General features: G+C 74.4%; 28 protein-coding genes. 15 read left to right on the forward strand and 13 right to left on the reverse strand.

Translation table 11 applies throughout. From position 1 onward, the window contains the following. Positions 1-20: 20 nt before the first annotated feature. The 3 genes from HK417_RS15715 to HK417_RS15725 form a co-directional block, all read right to left on the reverse strand. Positions 21-1,163, reverse strand: coding sequence for an alkene reductase (locus HK417_RS15715; RefSeq protein WP_308123621.1), 1,143 nt, complete (start codon positions 1,161-1,163; stop codon positions 21-23). Next, complete coding sequence (locus HK417_RS15720; RefSeq protein ID WP_308123622.1) at positions 1,164-2,039, reverse strand: diguanylate cyclase domain-containing protein; 876 nt, start codon at positions 2,037-2,039, stop codon at positions 1,164-1,166. A 62-nt stretch (positions 2,040-2,101) separates the two neighbouring features. Continuing rightward, positions 2,102-3,949: an ABC transporter ATP-binding protein gene (locus HK417_RS15725; protein WP_308123623.1), complete on the reverse strand. Its 1,848-nt coding sequence runs from the start codon at positions 3,947-3,949 to the stop codon at positions 2,102-2,104. 74 nt (positions 3,950-4,023) lie between these two features. Between HK417_RS15725 and HK417_RS15730 the strand changes: the two genes are divergently transcribed. After that, complete coding sequence (locus HK417_RS15730; RefSeq protein WP_222268123.1) at positions 4,024-4,443, forward strand: MarR family winged helix-turn-helix transcriptional regulator; 420 nt, start codon at positions 4,024-4,026, stop codon at positions 4,441-4,443. Between the two features lie 81 nt (positions 4,444-4,524). Further along, positions 4,525-4,935: a hypothetical protein gene (locus HK417_RS15735; protein WP_222268125.1), complete on the forward strand. Its 411-nt coding sequence runs from the start codon at positions 4,525-4,527 to the stop codon at positions 4,933-4,935. A gap of 96 nt (positions 4,936-5,031) precedes the next feature. On the opposite strand, the gene HK417_RS15740 is transcribed toward HK417_RS15735, so the two are convergent. Beyond that, positions 5,032-5,406 (reverse strand): VOC family protein, encoded by a 375-nt coding sequence (locus HK417_RS15740; protein ID WP_222268127.1) that lies wholly within the window; start codon positions 5,404-5,406, stop codon positions 5,032-5,034. 70 nt (positions 5,407-5,476) lie between these two features. On the opposite strand from HK417_RS15740, the gene HK417_RS15745 reads away from it, so the two are divergent. Then, entirely contained in the window at positions 5,477-7,549 is a 2,073-nt protein-coding gene (locus tag HK417_RS15745) for a hydantoinase/oxoprolinase family protein (protein WP_222268129.1), read from the forward strand. After that, a complete protein-coding gene (locus HK417_RS15750) occupies positions 7,546-9,423 on the forward strand; it encodes a hydantoinase B/oxoprolinase family protein (protein ID WP_222268131.1) in 1,878 nt (625 codons plus the stop codon). The genes HK417_RS15745 and HK417_RS15750 overlap by 4 nt, the downstream gene beginning before the upstream one ends. Before the next feature lie 61 nt (positions 9,424-9,484). Here the strand turns inward: HK417_RS15750 and HK417_RS15755 are convergent, their stop codons facing one another. After that, a complete protein-coding gene (locus HK417_RS15755) occupies positions 9,485-9,679 on the reverse strand; it encodes a hypothetical protein (RefSeq protein ID WP_222268133.1) in 195 nt (64 codons plus the stop codon). 115 nt (positions 9,680-9,794) lie between these two features. On the opposite strand from HK417_RS15755, the gene HK417_RS15760 reads away from it, so the two are divergent. Beyond that, complete coding sequence (locus tag HK417_RS15760; protein ID WP_222268135.1) at positions 9,795-9,971, forward strand: hypothetical protein; 177 nt, start codon at positions 9,795-9,797, stop codon at positions 9,969-9,971. A gap of 19 nt (positions 9,972-9,990) precedes the next feature. Here the strand turns inward: HK417_RS15760 and HK417_RS15765 are convergent, their stop codons facing one another. From HK417_RS15765 to HK417_RS15775, 3 genes are read right to left on the reverse strand one after another with little or no spacing between them, the layout of a single operon-like run. Beyond that, on the reverse strand, positions 9,991-10,146 hold the full coding sequence (locus HK417_RS15765; protein ID WP_222268137.1) for a hypothetical protein: 156 nt from the start codon (positions 10,144-10,146) through the stop codon (positions 9,991-9,993). A gap of 54 nt (positions 10,147-10,200) precedes the next feature. Next, entirely contained in the window at positions 10,201-10,386 is a 186-nt protein-coding gene (locus HK417_RS15770) for a hypothetical protein (RefSeq protein WP_222268139.1), read from the reverse strand. After that, positions 10,386-10,877, reverse strand: coding sequence for a J-domain-containing protein (locus tag HK417_RS15775; protein ID WP_222268141.1), 492 nt, complete (start codon positions 10,875-10,877; stop codon positions 10,386-10,388). The genes HK417_RS15770 and HK417_RS15775 overlap by 1 nt, the downstream gene beginning before the upstream one ends. A 41-nt stretch (positions 10,878-10,918) precedes the next feature. Between HK417_RS15775 and HK417_RS15780 the strand changes: the two genes are divergently transcribed. Together HK417_RS15780 and HK417_RS15785 are read left to right on the forward strand one after the other, a co-directional pair. Further along, positions 10,919-11,476 (forward strand): NUDIX domain-containing protein, encoded by a 558-nt coding sequence (locus HK417_RS15780; RefSeq protein WP_222268143.1) that lies wholly within the window; start codon positions 10,919-10,921, stop codon positions 11,474-11,476. Positions 11,477-11,530: 54 nt separating this feature from the next. After that, positions 11,531-11,959, forward strand: coding sequence for an STAS domain-containing protein (locus tag HK417_RS15785; protein WP_222268145.1), 429 nt, complete (start codon positions 11,531-11,533; stop codon positions 11,957-11,959). 10 nt (positions 11,960-11,969) lie between these two features. On the opposite strand, the gene HK417_RS15790 is transcribed toward HK417_RS15785, so the two are convergent. Next, positions 11,970-12,503: a MarR family winged helix-turn-helix transcriptional regulator gene (locus HK417_RS15790; RefSeq protein ID WP_308123624.1), complete on the reverse strand. Its 534-nt coding sequence runs from the start codon at positions 12,501-12,503 to the stop codon at positions 11,970-11,972. A gap of 57 nt (positions 12,504-12,560) precedes the next feature. Between HK417_RS15790 and HK417_RS15795 the strand changes: the two genes are divergently transcribed. After that, on the forward strand, positions 12,561-13,103 hold the full coding sequence (locus HK417_RS15795) for a sugar O-acetyltransferase (protein WP_261326946.1): 543 nt from the start codon (positions 12,561-12,563) through the stop codon (positions 13,101-13,103). 16 nt (positions 13,104-13,119) lie between these two features. On the opposite strand, the gene HK417_RS15800 is transcribed toward HK417_RS15795, so the two are convergent. Beyond that, complete coding sequence (locus HK417_RS15800) at positions 13,120-14,130, reverse strand: sensor histidine kinase (RefSeq protein WP_222268150.1); 1,011 nt, start codon at positions 14,128-14,130, stop codon at positions 13,120-13,122. A gap of 327 nt (positions 14,131-14,457) precedes the next feature. Here HK417_RS15800 and uraD point away from each other — a divergent pair, with 327 nt between their 5' ends. The 3 genes from uraD to HK417_RS15815 are packed head-to-tail and all read left to right on the forward strand — an operon-like array spanning position 14,458 to position 15,887. Continuing rightward, positions 14,458-14,985 (forward strand): 2-oxo-4-hydroxy-4-carboxy-5-ureidoimidazoline decarboxylase, encoded by a 528-nt coding sequence (gene uraD / locus HK417_RS15805; RefSeq protein WP_222268152.1) that lies wholly within the window; start codon positions 14,458-14,460, stop codon positions 14,983-14,985. Positions 14,986-15,029: 44 nt separating this feature from the next. After that, on the forward strand, positions 15,030-15,347 hold the full coding sequence (gene uraH, locus HK417_RS15810; RefSeq protein WP_222268154.1) for a hydroxyisourate hydrolase: 318 nt from the start codon (positions 15,030-15,032) through the stop codon (positions 15,345-15,347). Between the two features lie 48 nt (positions 15,348-15,395). Next, on the forward strand, positions 15,396-15,887 hold the full coding sequence (locus tag HK417_RS15815; protein ID WP_222268156.1) for a phosphoribosyltransferase: 492 nt from the start codon (positions 15,396-15,398) through the stop codon (positions 15,885-15,887). A 42-nt stretch (positions 15,888-15,929) separates the two neighbouring features. Here the strand turns inward: HK417_RS15815 and HK417_RS15820 are convergent, their stop codons facing one another. Genes HK417_RS15820 through msrA form a run of 3 tightly spaced genes read right to left on the reverse strand, consistent with a single transcriptional unit; the run spans position 15,930 to position 18,872 of the window. Continuing rightward, entirely contained in the window at positions 15,930-17,012 is a 1,083-nt protein-coding gene (locus tag HK417_RS15820; RefSeq protein ID WP_222268158.1) for an SAM-dependent methyltransferase, read from the reverse strand. A 41-nt stretch (positions 17,013-17,053) separates the two neighbouring features. Then, positions 17,054-18,178 (reverse strand): class I SAM-dependent methyltransferase, encoded by a 1,125-nt coding sequence (locus HK417_RS15825; RefSeq protein ID WP_261326912.1) that lies wholly within the window; start codon positions 18,176-18,178, stop codon positions 17,054-17,056. Between the two features lie 31 nt (positions 18,179-18,209). Further along, positions 18,210-18,872 carry a peptide-methionine (S)-S-oxide reductase MsrA gene (gene msrA, locus HK417_RS15830; RefSeq protein ID WP_222268160.1) on the reverse strand — a complete coding sequence of 221 codons (663 nt, stop codon included), beginning with the start codon at positions 18,870-18,872 and terminating at the stop codon, positions 18,210-18,212. Positions 18,873-19,011: 139 nt separating this feature from the next. On the opposite strand from msrA, the gene HK417_RS15835 reads away from it, so the two are divergent. From HK417_RS15835 to HK417_RS15850, 4 genes are all read left to right on the forward strand, one after another. After that, positions 19,012-19,788: an SDR family NAD(P)-dependent oxidoreductase gene (locus tag HK417_RS15835; protein ID WP_222268162.1), complete on the forward strand. Its 777-nt coding sequence runs from the start codon at positions 19,012-19,014 to the stop codon at positions 19,786-19,788. 187 nt (positions 19,789-19,975) lie between these two features. Next, the gene (locus HK417_RS15840) at positions 19,976-21,661 is read left to right on the forward strand and encodes an HNH endonuclease signature motif containing protein (RefSeq protein WP_222268164.1); all 1,686 of its coding nucleotides are present in this window, start codon (positions 19,976-19,978) and stop codon (positions 21,659-21,661) included. A gap of 56 nt (positions 21,662-21,717) precedes the next feature. Then, positions 21,718-21,999 (forward strand): hypothetical protein, encoded by a 282-nt coding sequence (locus tag HK417_RS15845; RefSeq protein WP_261326914.1) that lies wholly within the window; start codon positions 21,718-21,720, stop codon positions 21,997-21,999. A gap of 153 nt (positions 22,000-22,152) precedes the next feature. Next, the gene (locus tag HK417_RS15850; RefSeq protein WP_308123625.1) at positions 22,153-22,911 is read left to right on the forward strand and encodes an alpha/beta fold hydrolase; all 759 of its coding nucleotides are present in this window, start codon (positions 22,153-22,155) and stop codon (positions 22,909-22,911) included.

Here is a 22,911-nt window from a genome sequence, read left to right on the forward strand (position 1 = left end):
GGGGGCAAGGGAGTCCTTCTTCAGCTCTGGCTGGCCACCAGGAACGGGTAGTCGGTGTAGCCCTCGGCGCCGCTGGCGTAGAACAGCGCCGCGTTCGGCTCGTTCTCCGGGTGCTCGCCCCGCCACCGCTCCACCAGATCCGGGTTGGCGATCGCGGCGCGCCCGACGGCGACCGCGTCGGCGTGCGCGGCCTCGATCAGCTGCACGGCCTCCGCCCGGCTGGTGACGCTGCCGAAGCCGCTGTTGGCGACCAGCGGGCCGGCGAAGCGGCGGCGCAGCTCCTGGACCAGGTCCCCGTCCGGCTCCCGGTGCAGGATCGACAGGTAGGCCAGGCCCAGCGGGCGCAGCTGGTCGAGGAGGGTGCCGTAGGTGGCAAGGACGTCGTCCCGGTCGGTCTCCACCGCGTCCTGGATGTCGTGCTCCGGCGAGATCCGCAGGCCGACCCGACCGGCGCCGATCACCTCGGCCACCGCGGTGACGACCTCGACGACGAAGCGGGCCCGGTTCGCCGGGGAGCCGCCGTACTCGTCGGTGCGCTGGTTGGACGCCGGGGACAGGAACTCGTGCAGCAGGTAGCCGTTGGCGCCGTGGATCTCCACGCCGTCCAGGCCGGCGGCGACCGCCCGCTCAGCGGCGGCGACGAAGTCGTCGCGCACCTCCCGGGCCTCCTCGGTGGTCAGCGCGTGCGGCACCGGATAGGGCTGCTTGCCCTTCTCGGTGTGGCCCGCACCGTTGATCGCGATGGCGCTGGGGGCCTCGACCCGGCGGCCGCCGTTGACGTCGGGGTGGGTGACCCGGCCGCCGTGCATCACCTGCATCACGATCCGGCCGCCGCGGGCGTGCACCGCCTCGGCGACGAGCCGCCAGCCCTCGGCCTGCTCGTCGGTCACGATGCCGGGCTGGCCGACGAACGCCTGGGACTCGAACCGGGGGTAGGTGCCCTCGGTGACGATCAGGCCGATGCCGGCCCGCTGGGCGTAGTGCTCGACCACGAGGTCGTTGGGGACGCCGGAGGCGCCCGCACGCATGCGCGTCAGCGGGGCCATCACGACACGGTTGGCGAGCTGCAGGTCACCGAGCCGAACAGGGGAGAACAGGTCCATGCCAGGGACAAGGCGGCTGCAGGCGGCGACCATCCCGCTTCGCGCTGCGGCGGTCGTCACTCAGTCGTCCCGCGGCTCGCTCCGCCACCGGCGCGACTTGGCGCCGTACATCGCCCGGTCGGCCCGGGAGATCACCGCGTCCGGCGCCTCACCGGGACGCCCGACGGCGGTGCCGACGCTGACACCGATCGCCAGGTCGCCGTCGGGCCCGTGGAAGGGCACCCGGAACCGGTCGACGACCGCCTCAGCCAGCCCGGCCAGCTGCCACGGCCCGCCGTCGCAGCTGAGCACCACGAACTCGTCACCGCCGAGCCGGGCGACCAGGTCCCCGGTTCCGGCGAGACCGGCCAGCCGGGTCGCCACCTCGACGAGCAGCTGGTCACCGACGGCGTGGCCGTGCCGGTCGTTGACCTCCTTGAACCGGTCCAGGTCGCAGAACAGCAGCGCGCAGCCGGCGCTCGCGGCCGGGTCGAGGGCGGAGCCCAGCGCCTCGAACAGGGCGCTGCGGTTGGGCAGCCCGGTGAGCAGGTCGGTCTGCGCCCGGGTGCGCAGCCGCGCCTCCCGCTCGCGCTCCTCGGTGACGTCGAGGCCCACGCACACGATCGCGCAGGGCTGGCCGCCCTCGTCGAGCAGGACGTCGTTCTGCATGGCGATCCGCCGCCGCACCCCGCCGGCGGCCAGCCAGTCCCCCTCCTGCGGGTGGGCCACGCCGGTCTCGATCGCGCGGGCGACCGCGTCCTGCGCCAGCAGCACGTGCTCGGGTGCCACGTAGACGTCGTGGAAGACCCGCCCGCGCAGCTCCGCGGCGGGGATCCCGGTGAAGCGCTCCAGCGCCGGGTTCGCCAGCACGATGCGGCCGTCGGCGTCGACCACGCAGACCAGGGCGCGGGTGGACCGGACGACGGCCGCCGACAGCCCGCCCCCGTGCTCCGCCACCACGGGAGTATGACCACGCCGGGGCCGGTCCCCGCGACCTGAGGACCGCGGTGGACCCCGGGTCAGCCGGTCAGGACGGCGTCCCGCTCCGCCGCCCCGGCCAGCCGGGCGTACCGGCCGCCCAGCGCCAGCAGCTCCTCGTGCGTGCCCAGCTCGACCACCCGCCCGCCGGCCAGGACGGCGATCAGGTCGGCGTGCCGCACGGTGGACAGCCGGTGCGCGATGGTGATCGTCGTCCGGCCCCGGCTGGCCTCGTCCAGCGCCTCCTGCACCGCCCGTTCGGTGCTGTTGTCCAGCGCGCTGGTCGCCTCGTCGAGCACGAGCACCCGCGGGTCCCGCAGCAGCGTGCGGGCGATCGCCAGCCGCTGCTTCTCCCCGCCGGAGAACCGGTGCCCGCGCGCGCCGACGACCGTGTCGTAGCCGTCGGGCAGGGCGGTGATCAGGTCGTGCACCTGGGCCCGGCGGGCGGCGGCCACCATCTCCTCGTCGGTGGCGTCGGGCCGGGCGTGCCGCAGGTTCTCCCGCACGGTGCCGTGCAGCAGGTAGGTCTCCTGCGACACCACGCCGACGGTCCGGGCCAGGTCGGCGAGGGTGACGTCCCGGACGTCGATGCCGTCGACCGTCACCCGCCCCGTGGTCGGGTCGTTGAGCCGCGCCACCAGGGAGGCCAGCGTGCTCTTGCCCGACCCGGTCTCGCCCACCAGCGCCAGGGTCGCGCCGGCGGGGACGGCGAGGTCGACGTCCTCCAGCGCGTCCCGGTGCCCGCCCGGATAGCGGAAGCCGACGTGCTCGAACCGGACCTCGCCGCGCACCCGGGCCGGGTCCAGCGGAACGGGGTGCGCCGGGTCGTCGATGTCCACGGGCAGGTCGAGGTACTCGAACACCCGGCTGAACAGCGCCATCGAGCTGGTCAGCGAGACGCCGATGTCGAGCAGGCCCATCAACGGGCGGAACAGGTTGCCCTGCAGCGCGGTGAAGGCGACCAGCGTGCCGATCGTCATGCCGCCGGAGGTCGCCGGCAGCCCGGCGGCGAGGTAGATCAGCGCGGGGATGGCGGCGAAGAGGATGCTCATCGTCGCCATCCGCCAGCGGCCGGCCAGCTGGGACCGCACCTCGAGACCGACGAGGACGTCGGAGGTGTCGGCGAAGCGCCGCGACTGGGCGGGGCCCGCCCCGAGCGTCTTGCCGAGCAGCACGCCGCTCACGCTGAGCCCCTCCTCGACCTGGGAGTGCAGGTCGGCCAGGTGCCGCTGGCGCTGCGCGGTGATGGTCCGGCGCATCCGCGCCACCCGCCGGGTGAGCCAGATCGCCGGCGGGAGGAGGACGAGGGACAGCAGCGACAGCCGCCAGCTCATCGCGGCCATGGCGACCGCCGTCCCGATGACCGTGGTCGCGTTGCTCGCGAACGAGGTGGCGGTGGTGGTGACCACCGACTGCATGCCGCCGATGTCGTTGGTGAGCCGCGACTGGACCTCCCCGCCCCGGGTGCGGGTGAAGAAGCCCAGCGACTGCCGCTGCAGGTGGGCGAAGACCGACGTGCGCAGGCCGTGCATGACGTGCTGGCCGACGGTCGTGGACAGCCAGGTCTGGACGACGCCGAGGACGGAGGTGACTGCGGCGACCGCGACCATGCCGGCCACGGCCCAGGCGAGCAGCGCGACGTCCTGGCGGGGCAGCGCCTCGTCGATGACCAGCCGGATGAGGAACGGCGAGGCCAGCGCGATCGCGGAGCTGGCCACGATGAGCGCGACCACGACGGCCAGCTGCCAGCGGTAGGGGCGGAAGAGCCCGGCGACCCGGCTCCACCGCACGGGCGAGCGGTCCAGCTGGGCCCGGTCGGCCGGGTCGGGCCGCCCACCGGGGCGCCCGCCGCCGCGGCCGGGGTACATGGTGTCGTCGACGGCGACCACCCTCTCTCTGGGAGCAGTTTGCTGAGGCTACCTCACCATGAGGGAACCTCGCAGGCGCGGCTACGATTCGCGGCATGCGCGACGAGGAGGGGACCGCGGGGCTCGGTGACCTGCTGATGCGCTTCGCGCGCACGCAGCGCCGCCGCTGGCACGCGACGCTCGCCCCCTGGGACCTGTCCCCGCACCAGGCCCGGGCGCTGCGCGTGGTGTGCATGCACGACGGCGTGCGGCTGTCCGAGCTCGCCGACGTGCTGCGGATCGCCCCGCGGTCGGCCACCGAGGTGGCCGACGGGCTGCAGGAGCGCGGGCTCGTCGAGCGGTCCGCCGATCCCGCGGACCGGCGGGCCGTGCTCCTGCGGCCCACGCCCGAGGGACGCCGGGTGCAGCACGAGGTCGACGCCGCCCGCGCCGCCGACTCCGAGGAGCTGTTCGCCCGCCTCTCCGCCGAGGACCGGGCCGCCCTGGCCCGGATCCTCCGGACACTGGTCGACTGACGGGCCGATCCGCTGCGGTCGGCGGCAGGATCGGCGGCAGGGCACCTTGACGTCAGGGTGACCTGACGCAAACCTGGGGTCATGACCGGCCCCGACGACCTGGACACCCGGCTCACGCTGCGCACGGCGGTGGCCCGGTTCGAGGAACTCCGCACCCGTGAGGCCCTCGCGACCGACCCCGACGACGACACGCCGGTAGCCGGGCTCACGCGGGAGGAGACCCTCGAGCTGCTGGCCCTCGGCGAGGTGATCGCCCGCAAGGCCAGCTACGGCCGGCAGCTCACCGTCCGGACCGCCCGCGCCGCCGGGGCCTCCTGGACGGCGATCGGCCGGGCCCTCGGCACCTCGAAGCAGTCGGCGTGGGAGACCCATGCCCGCTGGATCGACGACCAGGCCGACCAGCACCGCACCGACGGGGTCAGCGGCCTCGACGAGCTGGCCGTCGCCCGGTCCCGGCGGCTGGCCGGACGGCCGGACGATCACCCGGAGTGAGCCGTTCACCGCGGCCGCCGTCTCGCTGCTCGCTGGCTGCCGGTCGCGTTCGACTCCCGGCCGGGCAACCCGCACGGCATCGGCCGGCGCGGGCGCTCAGTCCTCGACGTAGAGGCAGAAGGGGTGCCCGGCGGGGTCCAGGTGCACCCGGACGTGCTCCTGCGGCTGGAACGCCGCCAGGGTGGCGCCGAGTGACCGGGCGAACGCGCCGGCCGCCTCGAGGTCGTCGACCCGGATGTCGAGGTGGGCCTGCATCTGCTGGCCTCCCGGCCCCTGCGGCCAGGCGGGCGGCACGTGGTCGGGCTCGAGCTGGAAGGACAGCCCCGGGCCGCCCGACCGCAGCGTGACCCACTCAGGGTCGTCGGTCCCGATCGGCCAGCCGAGCAGCTCGGCGTAGAACCGGCCCAGCGCCCGCGGGTCGGTGCAGCCGAGGACCGTGCTGGTCAGCGTCGCGCGGGGCCGGTCGGTCACGGCTCCTCCTCCGGGTCGGGGTGGCGCGAACCTATCCGGCACCGGTGTCTCATCGCTAAGGTTCCCGCGCATGAGCGGCCGCCGGGTCCGGATCGGCATCGACACCGGGGGCACGTTCACCGACGTCGTCGCGGTCGACGAGGAGACCGGTGAGGTCGCCACCACCAAGACCCCGTCGACGCCCGCCGACCCGGCCGACGGGTTCCTGACCGGCGTGCGCCGGGTCCTCGGCGAGCTCGGGCTGGGCGGGGACGCGGTCACCGCGGTCAGCCACGGGACCACGGTGGCCACGAACCAGCTGCTGGAGGGCAAGCTCGACCGGCTCGGGTTCATCACCACCGAGGGCTACGAGTCGGTGCTGGAGATCGCCCGCCAGTCGGTGCCCGACGGGTACGGGAACAGCTACTTCTGGGTCAAGCCACCGCGGATCGTGCCCGCCGACCTGGTCCGCACCGTCCGCGGCCGGCTCGACGTCACCGGTGCCGAGGTCCGCCCCTTCGACGTCGACGACGCCCGCGCGGCGGCCCGCTTCTTCCGGGACGCCGGGATCACCACGATCGGCGTCTGCTTCCTGCACTCCTACGCCGACGACGCGCACGAGCTCCGCATGCTCGAGGTGCTGCGGGAGGAGCACCCGGACGCCGTGGTGAGCATCAGCTCGCAGGTGCTGCGGGAGTACCGCGAGTACGAGCGGTCGGTCACCACCCTGGTCGACGCCGCGGTGAAGCCCCGGGTGTCGGCCTACGTCGGCAACATCCGCCGACGGCTGGACGAGATCGCCCCCGGCGTGCCGTTCTACGTGATGAAGAGCAACGGCGGCGTGCTCTCCGCGGCCGAGGTGGTCCACCAGCCGATCACCACGATGCTGTCCGGCCCCGCCGCCGGCGCGCTCGGCGCGGCCCTGATCGCGGGCACCGCGGGCTTCGACCGGGTGCTCACCTGCGACGGGGGCGGCACCTCCACCGACGTGACCGTGGTGGTCGACGGGGAACCGACGCTGACCACGGAGGGCTCGGTCGGCCGGTACCCGTCGAAGATCCCGATGATCGACGTGGTCACGGTCGGGGCGGGCGGCGGCTCGATCGCCTGGATCTCGCCCGAGGGCACGCTCAAGGTCGGCCCGCAGTCGGCCGGCGCCGACCCGGGACCGATCTGTTACCCGGCAGGCGGCTCGGACCCCACGGTCACCGACGCCCACGTCGTCCTCGGCCGGATCCCGCCGCACCTGCTCGGCGGGGAGATCCCACTCTCGGTGGACGCCGCCCGCGACGGGCTCACCCGGCTCGGCAAGGACCTCGGCCTGGGCCTGGAGCGCACGGCGACCGGCATCCTGGAGATCTCCGCCTGGAACCAGGCCAACGCGCTGCGCCAGGTGACCGTCGCCCGCGGCCTGGACGTCCGGGACTTCACGCTGACCACCTTCGGCGGCTCCGGCTCGCTGCTGGCCTGCCGGTTGATGGACGTCCTCGGGCTCCCGCGCACCCTCGTGCCGCCGAACCCGGGCAACGTGAGCGCCTTCGGGCTGCTCACCGTCGACGTCCGCAACGACTACGTGCAGACGATGGTGTCCCGGCACGCCCAGCTGGAGCCGGCCGCCGTCGCGACCACGTTCGCCGCGCTCGAGGAGCGGGCCGCGGCGGCGCTGGACGAGGAGGGCTTCGCGCGGGCCGAGCAGCGGCTGCAGCGCAGCGCCGACCTGCGGTACGTCGGGCAGGCGTTCGAGGTGCGGGTGCCGGTCGGGGACGGCGAGCCAGACCGGGCCGTGCTGGACGACGTCGTCACCGCCTTCCACGTCGCGCACCGCCGGCTCTACGGCTACGACTTCGCGACCGACCCGCGGCAGGCCGTCGAGTGGGTGAACCTGCGGGTGAGCGGGATCGGGCCGATCCGCCGTCCCGACGTCGTCGAGCTGCCCGCCCGCGACGGCGGGGTGAACCGGTCCGTCACCGGCACCCGGCCGGTGTTCTTCGACGACTGGGTGGAGACACCGGTGCACGCGCGGCCCGGCCTGGCCCCGGGCGACGTCGTCGTCGGCCCCGCGGTGATCGAGGAGTTCGGCGCGACCGTGCCCGTCCACCCGGGGTTCGCCGCGACCGTGGACCGCTACGGCAACCTGCTGCTCACCAAGGAGGCCGCCCGATGAGGGGCGAAAGTGGCCACTTCCGCCCCTCATCGGACCCGGTGCTCGTCGAGATCGTCGCCGGCACGCTGGCCGCGATCGAGAAGGAGGTCGAGACGTCGATCGGCCGCACCTCCCGGTCGCCGATGATCCGCGACGCGCACGACTTCCGGGCCGGCATCCACGACCGGCGGCTGCGCAAGCTCACCGGCCGCTCCTACTCGGCGCTCGTCCATCCCGTCGTCCGGGACCACCCGATCGCGACGATGCACCCCGGCGACGTCTTCTTCCACAACGACGTCTACCTCTCCGAGGGCGGGATCGGGCACCTGCCCGACCTCTGCGTGACCGTGCCGGTGTTCGCCGACGTCGAGGGTTCCCCGACCGTGGTCGCTTTCGTGCAGGCGTTCGGCCACCACGACGACATCGGCGGCGCCGTTCCCGGCTCGATGCCCTCCGCCGCGACCAGCGTGTTCGAGGAGGGGCTGATGGTCCCGCCGATCAAGCTGTGGGACCGCGGCGTCCGCAACGAGGCGGCGCTGGCGATCATGACCCGCAACTCGCGGATGCCCGACTCGCTGGCCGCGGACCTGGACGCGGAGTGCTCGGCCTGCCTGGCCGGGGCGCGGCGGCTGGGCGAACTGTTCGACCGGTACGGCGTCGAGGCGGTCGAGGCCTGCTTCGAGACGATCCTGGCCACCTCCACCGAGGTCTACCGGCGGGAGGTCCTGTCGCAGATCCCGGACGGCACCTACGTGTGGGAGGACTACGCCGAGCACGACGGCGTCGACCCGCCGATGCTGCACCGCCAGCGGATCACGCTGACCATGGACTCGGCAGCGGACGTGCCGCTGGTCATCGACTTCACCGGCACCGGACCGCAGGCCAAGGGCCCGATCAACCACTGCGGGGACTACGCCGACGGCAACTTCCTGAAGAAGTGGCTCGCCCCGATCCTGCGGAACCTCGCCGAGACGCCCGAGCGGATGGCACAGCTGGACGTCAACGAGGGCGTCGTCCCGCTGATCGAGATGCGGTTCCCGGAGAAGGGCACGCTCCTCACCCCGGTCTTCCCGGCGCCGACCAACGCCCGCACGTTCGTGATCCTGCGGCTGCTCGGCGTGCTCGCCGGTGTGCTGGCCAAGGCCACCGGCGGCCGGATGCCCGCCGACCAGGAGACCATCCGTTACACCGGCGTCTACGGCACGGACGCGAACGGCGAGGCGTACCTGATGCGCGAGGTGCTGGGCGGCGGCTCGGGCGGGCGGTACTACGCCGACGGCGAGGACACCATCCACGTCGTCCCGGACTCCCGGAACCTGCCCACCGAGTTCACCGAGTCCCGGTTCCCGCTGCGCGTCGAGCGACTGGGGCTGGCGGTCGACTCCGGCGGCCCCGGCCGGTACCGCGGCGGATGCGGCTACGAGAAGCACATCCGGGTGCTGCGCGACGCGCACTTCATGTCGATCGCCGACCGCTCGATCCTGTCCTGCTGGGGGGTCGACGGTGGCCGGGCCGGGCGGCCGTTCTCGATCACGGTCGACCCGGGCGGGCCGGACGAGCACGAGGTCGACGCGCTGACCGACGCCGAGCCGCTGCGGGCCGGCACGGTGGTGCGGGTGCGGACGACGGGCGGCGGCGGCTGGGGCGACCCGCTGGACCGCCCGGTCGCCGAGGTGCTGCGCGACATCGCCTGGCGCAAGGTGAGCGTGGCCGGCGCCCGGGACGACTACGGCGTGGTGCTCGACGCGGACGGCGCGGCCGACGAGGGCGCGACCGAGGCGCTGCGGGCCGCGAGGCGCGCCGACCGCCCCGCGGTGCAGCCGTTCTTCGACCGCGGCCCGGGCTACGCGCTGCTCTCCGGCGGCGCGGCGTTCAACGAGCTCGACCTGCTCTGAGTGGGTCCCGCACGCTCGTGCTCTGAGTTCCCCGGCGACTCAAAGCACGAGCGTCCGGACCTCAGGTTCCCAGGTCGGTGCTCCCGGTTTGCGGCTTGACACTGTCGCCGGTCGCCCCGTCGTCTCCGCGGTTGGCCGGGTCGTCGGTGCTGCGCGGGTCGTCGTCGGTGTCCTCCACCGACTCCGGGACGAGCGGCGTCTCGTGCAGGACGTTCTCCCGGGCCTCGTCGCGGTCGGTTCCTGGCGTCTCGGTCATCAGGACCTCCTGTCCGGGGGTGGATCGGTCCCGGTCGGCCTACCCGGGCAGGGGGTCGCGAACCGGCGGCGGCGTTCGCCCTGCGCGAAGGACCGGAGATCGGCAGGCTCGGGGCATGAGCGAGCCAGCGCACCGGACCGACGAACCGAACCTGCACCCCGGGCAGCACGACGAGGGCGGCGAGGGCGGCATGGCCACCCGCGAGCTGGCCGCACACCAGCAGGCGGAGCGTGCCGAGCGCGACGGGGACGCCGCAGGCGCCGAGGACGACGGGCCCGACGGGGACGACTGACCGCTCCGGCGCGCCCGGATCAGGCGTCCGGGGTCGCGGTGACCGCGCCACCCTCCGTGTCGTCCTCCACGTCGGCGACCCCGTCCAACTCCTCGCCCTCACCGGGATCGGCCTGGCCGGTGGTGGACGCGATCAGCTCGGACGCGTCGGCGGCGTCGGGCATGTTCTCGGACACGTGGGCCTCCCGGTGCGCAGCAGGAACGGAGAGTCCCACTGTGCTCCCGCTTCGTCAGCTCTGCTCGACGCGCCAGGCGCCGACCTCCTTGTAGTCGCTGTCGTAGAGCGTCTGGGTCGCGCCGGCGGTGAGCTCCACCTGCTTCATCGCGCCGCCCCAGTACCGCAGGATCCGGCCCAGCTCGGCGGCGCGGGTCTCCGCGGACAGGGCCTCCAGGTCGACCTCGAGGACGAAGCGCATCAGGACTCCCCCGCCCGGCGTCGCGCCCACCACCGCCGGCGGGCGACGGAGGGCGCCGGCGGTGGCGCGGCGACGGCGGGTGGAGCCGGCCGGTCCTCCCGCCACCGGGCCACCATCTCCTCGACGTCGGCCATCCCGACCGGCACCCAGACGCCCTCGACCGGCCGGCGGTAGTACTGGTCGACCCGGGCGTTGTGCGCCTCCACGAGCGCCCGGACGGCGATCTCCGAGGTCTGCCGGGCGATCAGCGCCGGCAGCTCCTCCCGCTCCTTCCGCAGGGCCAGGCCGGTCGGCAGCATCGCGGTGACGTCGGCCTCCTCGCGGGCGGCCCACTCCAGCGCCCACTCGAAGCTGCTCTTCTCCCGGTCGAGGCGGGGCAGCGGCTTGCCCGCCAGCGACAGGCCCTCGAAGGCGCCGTCGTCGCGGGCCCGCCGGATCCGCTGCTCGACCCACGTCTCGAACGTCATCCCGGTCGGCTTGCGCTGGGTCATCGGCGTCCTCCTCGCTCGCGTCGTCTGCCAGTCTGGGCCGCGTGCGGACGACGAGCAGCCGAGAGGTCTACCGGAACCCCTGGATCCGCGTACGGGAGGACGCCGTCGTCCGCGCGGACGGGTCGACCGGCGTCTACGGCGTCGTCGAGAAGCCGCACTTCGGCCTGGTGGTGCCGGCCGAGCGCGACGGCTTCTGGCTGGTCGAGCAGTTCCGCCATCCGCTGGGCAGGCGGGCGTGGGAGTTCCCCCAGGGCACCTGGACGGCCGGGGACGACGGCACCGCGGAGCAGCTCGCCCGCGCGGAGCTCGCCGAGGAGACCGGCCTGCGGGCCGCCGGGCTGCGACACCTCGGGCACCTGGACCTGGCCCCGGGCCTGTCCACCCAGCAGTTCGACGTGTGGCTGGCCACCGGGCTCACGCCGGGCCCGACCGCGCGCGAGGTCACCGAGGCCGACATGCGACACGCGTTCGTGACCGAGGCCGAGCTGCGGGTGATGGTGCGCGAGGGGCGGTTCACCGACGGCCCCTCGCTGGCGGCCTACGCCCTGCTGCTGCTCGACCGGTCGGAGGAGCGCCCCGGCTCGCCTCGGGTTGGATGAAGATGCAACGACCGGCCGGGCATGAACCGGCCGCCGTCCGGGAACCCGACAGCCATGCAGGAGCGCACGGCAGGCAACGACGCCCCGGAGCCCTCGGGTAGCGCGCCCGAGATCACGGTCACCACGGCGCGGGACGGCAACAGCGCGGAGATCCGCGTCGTCGGCGAGCTCACCGAGGAGGCCCGCCGTCCTCTGGTACGGGCGATGACCGACCTCATGCTCACCTCCCACCAGCTGCGCCGGGTGGAGCTGGACCTGTGCGAGGTCGACTACATGAACTCCGCCGGCGTCTCGACGCTGGTCCAGCTGGAGCGGATGGCCGAGCCGCGGGGCATCGAGATGCCGCTGATCGTCCGCACCAGCGGCGTCACGCGACCCCTGCAGGTCAGCGGCCTGTGGCGCCGGTTCGCCATCATCGACCGCCGGGAGGGGACGCCGGAGCAGACCAGCGAGTCGATGCGGCCGGGCATCGAGCACCGCTGACCCTCCGGGCTCAGGTCGGGTCGGGTGTCGCGTCCGGCACGCGTCCGAGCGAGACCAGCCAGCGGCGCAACAGTCCGGCGAGCTGCTCGCGGTCGGCCGCGGAGAGCCCGGCGAGCATGCCGCGCTCGGTCTCCAGGTGGTCGGGCAGCGCGCGGTCCAGCGCCGTCCGGCCGGCGTCGGTCAGCGAGACGACGACGGCGCGCCCGTCGGCCTCGCTCCGGCACCGGGTGATCAGCCCCTTCTCCTCGAGCCGGTCCAGCCGCTGGGTGATCGCCCCCGAGGTGACCAGGGCCGTGCGCATCAGCGCCGTCGGGGTGAGCTGGTAGGGCGGCCCCGCCCGGCGCAGTGCGGCGAGGACGTCGAAGGACGGCGCGTCCAGCCCGTGCCGGGCGAAGGTGGCCCGCTGCGCCAGGAACACCTCCCGCTGCAGCTGGCTGACCCGCCCGATGACGCCCATGGGCGAGCAGTCCAGGTCGGGGCGCTCCCGGGCCCACTGCTGCAGGATCAGGTCGACGGCGTCCCCACCCGCGGGCACCACGGTCACGCCGGACACCTTAGGGCTGAGGTAGCGGGCATCCCCTACCGTGCGGACGTGGGCGAGATGAAGGACCGGATGCTGGCCGGCCAGGAGTACATGGCGAACGACCCCGACCTCATCGCGGACGGCCGGCGAGCCGCCGCGCTGACCGCCCGCTACAACGCCGAGCTCGACCCCGACGCGCGGCGTGAGCTCCTCGGCGAGCTGCTCGGGTCGGTCGGGCCGAACACCTCGATCCGCTCGGACCTCCGCTGCGACTACGGCTACAACGTCCACGTCGGCGCGAACGTGTTCGTCAACTGGGGCGCGGTGCTCCTGGACGTCGGGCGGATCACCATCGGCGACTTCGTCCAGTTCGGCCCGAACGTGCAGCTGCTGACGGCCACCCACCCGCTCGACGCCGGCCGCCGGCGGGAGGGCTGGGAGGGGTCGGCGCCGATCACCATCGGGGACGACGTCTGGTTCGGCGGAGGCGTGATCGTGCTCCCCGGCGTCACGGTCGGTGCCCGGACCGTCGTCGGCGCGGGCGCGGTGGTGACGAAGGACCTGCCCGAGGGGGTGCTGGCCCTCGGCAACCCGGCCCGGGTGGTGCGCGAGATCGGCTGAGCGACCGGCGCCGGGCTCAGTTCAGCGGCGAGCTGAGCCGCACGGTGAAGCCGTCGGGCCCGTGCAGCAGGTCGACGTGGTCCCAGAGCTTCCGGGCCAGCCACAGCCCCATGCCACCGCGGGAGAGGTCCTCGCCGTGGGCCGGCTGGAACCCGGCGACCGGGTCGACGGGGGCGGTGCCCTGATCGCTGATCGTGCACACGATCCGGCCCGGTTCGGCCCAGATGCGGGCCGACACCGGTGGGGTGCCGTGCCGGAAGGCGTTGGCCGCGATCTCGCTGACCGCCAGGTGCAGGTCCTCGCGGCGGTCCCGGTCGGACACCCACTGCGCGAGCACGGCGCCGAGCTGGTGGCGGAGGTCGGCGAGCGTCGCCACGGCGTCGACCACGAAGACCGGGGCGCCTTCCTCGACCGGCTCGCGGGGCACCGGCAGCTCGGCCAGGTAGCGGCGTGGCGGCCGGTACTCCGGGTTGTCGGCGAGGTCGCTGTGGGCGAGGAGGTACGGGTGCGTCACGCAGGCGCTGGCCACCACGGGCGCAGGCAGCACGTCGGCGTCGTACACGCACAAGGCCGAGAGCGGCGCGTCGCGCAGGATCGTGTTGGCCGCCGACTCGTACCGCTGTCCCTCGCGCCAGCTGATCGGCTCCGGACCGAACTCCGGGATCCCCAGGATGCGCAGCCGGCCGGAACCGGACGCGGCGGCCCGGTCGAGCAGCCGGCGGGTGAGGCCGAACGCGTCGGGGGCCCGGGCACCACGCAGCGCGATCCGCGGCTCGCTGAGCAGCGCGTCCCGGGTGCCGAGGGCGGAGCGCAGCGGCGCTGCCGTCTCCTCGCCGCAGGCGAGCACGACCAGGTCGCCGGCGCGGATCCCCGACTCCAGGAAGGGGATGGCCGCGTCGAGGAGCTGCTCCCGGCCGGTCACGACGACGGCCCCGTGGGCGTGCCCGCGCCGTCCGCGCTGACCGCCGCCGGCGCACACCTGGCCGCGCTGAAGGGAGCGCGGATGGTGATCACCGATCACGGACACGGGGCCTCTCTGAGGGACGTAGAAATCAGCGAGCTCGTCGCATTCTCGATCACCCGAGCCCGGGGCGGGCAACCGCCCCTCACCTTCCCCGTCACACCATCGGGTGACACGCAGCTGACCAGTGCGGTTGCACAGGCGCGACCCATGGTGCGAGGCAACACCGGCGTGTCGCGAGTCGAGGCGGTGTGCCGGAGCGCGGCACTCACCCGCCGCGATCATACGGTGACCCGTCCATCGGCGCGTCCCGCCGTGCCTCCGACCGCCCGTGTCCCGTCGACCCGCCGAGTCCCCCCTCGAACGTCGTCCGCGCCTGGCATCCTCTGCTGCGTGCCCGACGCCGACGTCCCCGCAGCCCTCGTACGGTTCAACACCGAGCCGGTCGAGCGGGTCGAGGAGGTCCTGCAGGCCATCAACGCGGCACCCAGGTTCGCGACCGAGCTGGCGGTGGGCCGCCCGTACCCGGACGTCGACTCGCTGGTGGCGCGCGCCGAGCAGGTGACCCGCGTCCTCCCGTGGGACGAGGTGGCCGTGGCGCTGAGCGCGCACCCCCGGATCGGCGACCGGGTCGAGGGTCCCTCCACCGAGGCGGTGGCCTCCCGGCGCGAGCAGAGCGGGATGGACGCGGTCGCCGCCCGGGTGCGGGCGGCCTTCATCGAGGGGAATCGGGCCTACGAGCAGCGGTTCCACCACGTGTTCCTGATCCGTGCCGCGGGCCGGTCGGCGGAGGAGATGCTCGCCGAGCTGCGGCGCCGGCTGACCAACGACGTCGCGACCGAGCGCGCCGAGGTGGTCGAGGAGCTGGCCCAGATCACCGGCCTGCGGGTGCGCCGGCTGGTCCAGAACGGCGCGCCGTGACCACGACGCGCGCGGAACGAGCCCGGAACGGATCGGAGGACACGATGAGCGTCTCGACGCACGTGCTGGACGCGGTGGCCGGTCGACCGGCGGCCGGGATGTCGGTGCAGCTGCTCGGCCCGGACGGCGTCGTCGCCTCCGGGACCACGGACGCCGACGGCCGCTGCCGGCTGACCGAGCACCCGACCGCCGTCGGCGCGCACCGGTTGGTCTTCGCGACCGCGGCGTGGGCGCGTACGCAGGGCGCGGAGACGTTCTGGCCGGAGGTGGTGCTCACCTTCGCCGTCCGCGAGCCGGCGGAGCACCACCACGTGCCCCTGCTGCTCTCCCCGTTCGCCTACTCGACCTACCGGGGCTCCTGAGGCACCCCGGGGTCCCGCCGGCACCGGCTCTCTGCTGAGATCGGCGGCGTGAGCGAGCAGCGGGAGACGCTGACCTACGAGGACTTCGGTCGCGCGGCGCGCGAACTGGCCCAGCAGGTCGCCGACGACGGGTTTGAGGCCGACCTCATCCTGTCGATCGCGCGGGGCGGGCTGTTCCTCGGCGGGGCGCTGGGCTACGCGCTGGACGTGAAGAACCTCTTCGTGATGAACGTCGAGTTCTACACCGGCGTCGACCAGCGGCTGGAGCTGCCGGTCGTGCTGCCCCCGACGCTGGACGCCGTCGACCTGACCGGCTCCCGGGTGCTGATCGCCGACGACGTCGCCGACACCGGGAAGACCCTCGAGCTGGTCGTGGACTTCTGCAGCGGGCACGTCTCCGACGTCCGCACCGCGGTGGTCTACGAGAAGCCCCGCTCGGTGGTGCGGTGCGACTACGTCTGGAAGCGGACCGAGGCCTGGATCGACTTCCCCTGGTCGACGCTGCCCCCGGTCGCCTCCCGCGGCGGCTCAGGCCACTGACGAAGGCCCCGCTGCCCCCGCCAGCGGGGCCCGCTGCTGCCGTCAGCTCACCAGCCGGTAGACGCGGAAGAAGCCGGCGTCCAGGGGGAGCACCTCCACGTCGGCGAAGCCGGCGTCCCGCGCGTAGCGGCGCAGGGTGTCCGGGCGCATCACCGCGCCGGTCGCCGCCGACGGCCCCGAGGACCGACCGTCGGCCAGACAGCAGAGCAAGCTGTAGCCGTAGAACAGCCGCTCGGCGTCGTCCCCGGGGACGGTGAACTCCTCGGCCACCGCCTCGTCGAGGACCAGCACCGTGCCGCCGGGCCGGACCATCCGCCGCATCCCGGCGAGCACGCCGACCGGCTCGGGCATGTCGTGCACGCACTCGACGGCGACCACCAGGTCGTACGCGGCCTCGGGCTCCATCTCCCGGACGTCGTCCGTGCGGAAGGTGACCCGGTCGGCGACCCCCGCCTCCTCCGCGTTGCGGTGCGCGCGCTGGACCGAGGGCAGGTCGACGTCGAACCCGTCGACGCGGCACCCGGGCCAGCGCCGGCCGATGGCGATCGAGCTCCACCCGTAGCCGCAGCCGACGTCGGCGACCCGCCCGCCGGCGCGCAGCGCGTCGTCCACCCCGGGCACCGCGGGGAGCAGGTCGTCGACGAACGGGCCGAGGAGGAAGGGCCGGTTGGCGGCTGCCTGGGCGTCCCGGACGTCGTCCCCCAGTTCCTCCCAGGACAGCGTGCGCGTACCGCGGTAGACCTCGGTCAGGTGCGGCACGAAGCGCATGAACGCAACGGTGATGTCGGCCAGCGGCATCAGGTACTCGGGGTCGAGCTCGTCGACCAGCACGGCGCGGTGCTCGGGCGGCAGGGAGAAGCGGCGGTCGTCGGGGGCGGCGGCCCGGTCGTCGACGTCGAGGTAGCCCGTGACGGCCTGCTGCTCGAGCCACTCACGCGCGTAGCGGGCGTCGGTGCGGGTGCGCTCGGCCAGTTCCGCGGCGGTCGCCGGCCCGTGGTCGGCCAGCGAGCGGTACCAGCCGAGCCGGTGGCCGAGGGCGACCGCGGCGATCTCGTAACCGCCGACCACGGCGGCGAACAGCCGGTCGGACAGGGCGGGGAGCGGGGGCGCTGAGGTCGTCGTCATGCCCCCTGAGGGTCCTCGGACCGGCTGGGAGGCGGAAGGGGTCAGCGGCGCGTGGAGGCGATGACGGTGAACGTAGGGTCGCGGGTCACCTGGCGGGTGGGGCCGACCATCCGCTGCAGCGCCCGGCGGTGCGGCAGGTGGCTGTTGTAGACGCACCACAGCTCGCCCCCCGGGCGCAGCACCCGCGCGGCTCCGGTGAACAGCCGGTCGGCGGCCGTGTCGGCGACCGTCGTCCCCAGGTGGAACGGCGGGTTGCAGACGACCAGGTCGACGCTCCCGGCGGGGAGGCTCGTGGCGGCGTCGTCCCGGACGACGTGCATCCGCTCCACCAGCCCGTTCACCGCGGCGGTGGCCCGTGCCGACGCCACGGCGGCGGCCGACTGGTCGGCGGCGGTGACGTGCAGCGCCGGGCGTGCCCGGGCGAGGGCCGCGGCGAGGAGGCCGGTCCCGCAGCCGAGGTCCAGGGCCGTCGCCGCCTCCGGGACCGCTCCGGGCAGCACCGCGAGCAGGGCCCGGGTGCCGCGGTCGACCTTCGTCCCGGCGAAGGCGGCACCGTGGGCGCAGACGGTGAGCCCGAGGTCGGCGTGCTCGCGGCAGCGCGGGAACGAGCGGTCACCCGGCCGGGGCCCGCGGGCGACCAGCACCCGGGACTTCTGCCGGGCCAGGGTGGCGTGCACGTCGGTGAAGGAGTCCCGGAGCACATCGTTCATCGCATGGGTCATGTGCTTGACCCGCCCGCCCACCAGCAGGGTCACACCTGGGTCGGCGTCCGCGGCGACCACCTCGGCGACCTCGCGGAGCGCGTCGAGGCTCTTGGGCGCCTTGACCAGCACGGTCGTGGCGCCCTGCACCAGCTCCGGGCCGAGGTCGAGCGACCGGTACGACCCGGCCAGCCCCACCCGGTCGGCGTTGGCGGCCAGCGCGAGCTCACCGAGCAGGGCGTCCTGGTGCACCCGCGGCCGCGCGGCGCCGTGCAGGGCGACGGCGCCGAGGGTGAGGGCGCCGTGCGAGTCCTCCACGAGGACGACGCCCTCCGGGTGCGCGGCGATCCCGGCCGCCGCCTCGTCGAGGAGCAGCCGGTCAGTGGCGTCGACGGCCACCAGGTCCGGTGCCTCGACGTCCGGCTCGCGGCGGAGCTGGACGAAGAGGTCAACGGTCATGGGCATCGGCCACCCTCCAGGGTCCCGCCCCGAGTGCTCAGTCCGTGCTCTGCACGCCCAGTCCGACCGGGCAGCTGACGCCGGTGGAGTGCACCGGGCAATAGCCGTTGGGGACCTTGTAGAGGTACTGCTGGTGGTAGTCCTCGGCGTAGTAGAAGTCGCCGAGCGGGGCGATCTCGGTGGTGATGTCCCCGTACCCGGCGGCGCGGAGCCGCTCCTGGTACGCGTCGCGGGTGGCCCGGGCCGCGACCTCCTGCTCTGGCGTCGCGTAGTAGATCGCCGAGCGGTACTGGGTGCCGATGTCGTTGCCCTGCCGCATGCCCTGGGTCGGGTCGTGGTCCTCCCAGAACACCTTGAGCAGCTGCTCGTAGGAGATGACGGCCGGGTCGAAGACCACCAGCACCACCTCGGTGTGCCCGGTGCGGGCCGTGCACACCTCCTCGTAGGTGGGGTTCGGCGTGTGACCGCCGGCGTAGCCGGCCGCCGTGGAGTAGACGCCCGGGGTCTCCCAGAAGACCTTCTCGACGCCCCAAAAGCACCCGGCGCCGAACACGGCGGTCTGCATGCCCTCGGGGAACGGCGGCTGGATGCGGTTGCCGTTGACCGCGTGCACCTCGGGGACGCTGTAGAGCGGGGCCTGGCGGCCGGTCAGGGCGTCCTCCGCGGTGACCGGCTGGGTCTTCGCGCGGGAGAAGAACATGGCCCCACTGTAGTTCGGTCGCGCGACACCGACCGAGGGCTGACCAGCTGGGGGCTCCTCCGCCCTGCGGAAGTCGATCACCTGCGCCAAGGTGGCGGGACCGGGTGTCGGGCCCGGCGCCGACGAGGACAGGGAGCAGATGAGCACCGACGAGCTGACGGGACGGGTCGCACTGGTGACCGGGGCGGCGAGCGGGCTGGGCCGCGCGGTGGCGGCGACACTGGCTGCCGCCGGTGCGACGGTGGCCCTGGGTGACGTGGACGCCGCCGGTGCCGAGAGCACCCGCAAGGAGATCGAGGCCGCCGGCGGCAGTGCCGAGGTGCTGGAGCTCGACGTCACCGACGACGACGCCCGCAAGCGGGTGGTCGCCGACCTGTTCGAGCGGCACGGCGATCGCTTCGACCTGCTCGTCAACGTCGCCGGGATCGACCGTCCGGGCTACGTCGTGGACATCGACCTGGCCGACTACCGGCAGGTGCACGCGGTCAACTGCGAGGGGCCGGTGTTCCTGACCAGCGAGTTCCTCAAGCGGGTGCAGCACCGTCCGGCGGGCACCCTGGCCGACGTCGTGCACGTGACCTCGCTGTCCGCGGTCACCTCGGGCAGCGGGGCCATCGCCTACAACAGCTCCAAGGCGGCGTTCCGCAGCGCGACCCGGTGCATCCAGCGGGAGCTGCGGGAGAAGGCCACGGTCGGGTCCGACGGGGTGGAGGTCCCGTTCCCGGCCCGGGTGCACAGCATCGTCCCGGCCGCCATGGACACGCCCATGATGGAGCGCTGGGGCATCCCCGGGCACCGGATGATGCCGCCGACCGACGTCGCCCGGATGGTGCTCACCATGGTCACGATGCCGGACACCAGTTTCGTGCCCGAGGTCTTCGTGGTGCCGCGCAACGAGCCCGACTTCCCGCGGTGAGTGTCGCCGTCCGCGGGTGACCGAGCCATGCCGCGGAGCCCTGGGGTGCCTGCCGTCGCGTGAGGTCACGTGTGGACGATCTCGTGGTCGGCCCCCCGTACGGCCGGGCTCGTCCACAAGCCGGGTCGCTTTCCACAGGTGCCGTCTCCGCTGGTCAGGACACCGCCCAGCGGATAGAATCGAACGCATGTTCGAACTGCTGTCCGCGCTGACCCGCGACGCCGAGTCGCGCCTCGAGCAGGAGCTCCAGCGGCTCGTCGACGAGTGGACGGCGGCTGCGGAGGCGCAGGCCCGCGCCGAGGCCGGGCTGGCCGCCGTGGGGGCCGCGTTCGAGGAGGGCATCGCCACCCTGGCGGAGGTCCGGGAGGCGCAGGCAGAGATCGGCCGGCAGCAGGGGCAGCAGGCCCGCTCCCTGGCGACGTTCGCCCGGTCGCGGCCGGCGTCGCTGGACCGTCCCGACCACGAGGTCGGCGCGGCCGCCGCGGCGACCCGGGCCGCCCGGCCGGAGGTGCTCGTCCCGGTGAGCGAGTGGGCGGTCGACGAGGTGGCCGTGGCGCTCGGGATCAGCGGGAGCGCGGCCGGCCGGCTGCTGGCCGAGTCCCTGAACCTGGTCGACCGGTTGCCCGACACCCTCGCCGCACTCGACGCCGGCACTCTGACGTGGACCCACGCACGGGTGCTCATCGAGCTGGTCGCCCCGCTGTCCGAGGAGGTCCAGCAGGTCGCCGAGCAGCGGCTGCTGCGCCGGGTGGCCGGCAAGACCCCGGCACAGCTGCGTGCCGCCGCCCGCCGGGTGGTGCAGCGCCTGGACGCGGCGGCGATCGGCCGCCGGGTGGCCGAGGCGATCCGTGACCGCCGGGTCGTCGTGCACCCCGGCGACGACGGCATGGCGACGTTCGCCGCGATCCTGCCGCTGCCGGTGGCCCGCGCGATGCGGAACGCGCTGGAGCAGTACGCCGAGGCGGCGGCGACCGAGGGCGACGAGCGGACGAAGGCGCAGCGCATGACCGACTGCCTGGTCGACCTCGTGCTGCGCCCCGGAGAGCACGGACTGGCCCCGGTGCAGGCCCGGATGACCGTGGTCGCCACCGTCCGCACACTGCTGGGCGGCGACGAGCCGGGTGAGGTCGACGGCGAGCCGGTGCCGGCGGAGATGGTCCGGGAGCTGGCGTACAGCCTGGGACTGCTGCCCCCGCCGGAGGGCGCTGCCCCGGTTCTACGTGGAGCGGACGGTCGTCCGGAGGGGGACGGGCCGCCGGCGGGGGACGGGCCGCCCGAGGGGCCCGCCGACCGCGCCACCGGTCCGGGGGACGCGCGGGCCCTCGGGCAGCTGCTCGGCGTCCGCACCGTGCGGGGCACGGCGCTCGTCGGCCGACCGGAGATCGCGCTGGTCGACGAGCTGCGCGGACAGCTGCTCGCGCTCACCGACGCGGCGGGACTGCGCGCCGGGCAGGCGCTCGGTCCCCCACCGGAGACCCCGGGGTACCGGCCGTCGGTGCCGCTGGACCGGTTCGTCCGGCTGCGCGACCGGCGCTGCCGGTTCCCCGGCTGCCGCGCCCTGCCGCGGCGCTGCGACCTCGACCACACGGTCCCCTGGCCGGCCGGGCCGACCAGCGCGGAGAACCTCTGCTGCCTGTGCCGGCACCACCACCGGCTCAGCCACCAGGCGCCGGGCTGGCGGCTGCGCGCCGCAGCCGACGGAGGACTGGAGTGGACGACGCCGACCGGTCAGGTGCTGGTCACGCACCCACCGCGGGCGGGCGCCGACGACGACCTCGCGCCGCTCGGGTCCGAGACGCCGCTCGGGTTCGAGGCACGACCGGGCGTTGGGCGCCCACCGAACGAACCCACGCCGGACGACCCGCCCTTCTGAATCGGGGAGCGCCGTCGCCAGGACCGATCGGAACGGGCCCCACCGCCGTCGCGAGAGTGCACGTGTTTCCCGGCGCACCCCCGGTCCTGCTCCCCCGCCGGTTGGGCCGGCCGCTCCTGGGGCAACGGCGAGACATGTGGCTCTTCCTCACCCGCCGATTCCGGACCTGGGTCTTGCTGACCTTCCTCGTCCCCCTCGCGACCGGGCTGCTGCGCCGGGTCGGCCATGCGCTCGAACGCCGCAACGGGCCGTCCTCGGTGAGCAACGGCCTGCTCAAGGCGGGCGAGCTCGGCGACCGCGCCCGGTCCCGGCTGCGCGGCGACCGCCGTCGACGATGATCCCCCGGCGACGGGCCGGCCGCTGGGATGGCAGGGTCCACCCCACCGGCCGGTCCTGACCCAGCTGAGCCCTCACCCAGCAGAGCCCTCACCCAGCAGAGCCCTCACCGAACAGACGCCGTGACCCAGCAGAGCCGTGGCCCAGCAGACGCCGTGACCTCAGAGGACGACGTGGACCCCCAGCTCCCGCCCGACCCCGACACCCCCGATCCCGGCCAGCCACCGCACGCCCAGTCGCTCGAGCAGAGTCGCGCGCACGGCGAGACCCGTGGCATCGCGCTGTTCTGCCACGGCGGCACCGTCGCCAGCCTCGAACCACCCCGCGAACAGGCCCTCAGCCTCGTCCGGATGCGCGCGTTCGAGCAGTTCGTCCACCGCACCACCGCCGACCTGGGCATCGCGACCGGGCTGCTGCGCTACCGGGTGGCCGGCTGGAACGGCGAGGCCGCCGACGCCTACCAGGACGTCCGCTGGGCGATCGAGCGACTGCGCGACGAGCACGGCACCGACGTGCCGATCGTCCTGGTCGGCCACTCCATGGGTGGGCGCGCCGTGCTCCGGGCCGGGGGCGAGCGGTCGGTGACCGCCGTCTGCGCGCTCGCCCCCTGGACCCCACCCGCCGAGCCGGTGATGCACCTGCGCGGTCAGACCGTCGCGATCCTGCACGGCCGCGGCGACCGCTGGGTGCCGCCCCAGCTGTCCGCGGACTTCGCCGTGCGCGCCCGCCGGGCCGGCGCCCGCGTCGCCCGCTTCACCATCGCGGGCGGCCACTCGATGATCCGCCGGTCCTCCCGGTGGCACACCTTCGCCCGGGACGTCGTCCTCGCCGGCGCCGGCCTCGCCCCGATGCGCGCCGACATCGCCGAGGCGCTGCGGCAGCCGAGCCCCGAGGGGCTCGCCGTCCCGCTGTGA

The organism is Modestobacter marinus (genome assembly GCF_019799945.1).
GTDB classification, from domain to species: Bacteria; Actinomycetota; Actinomycetes; order Mycobacteriales; family Geodermatophilaceae; genus Modestobacter; species Modestobacter marinus_B.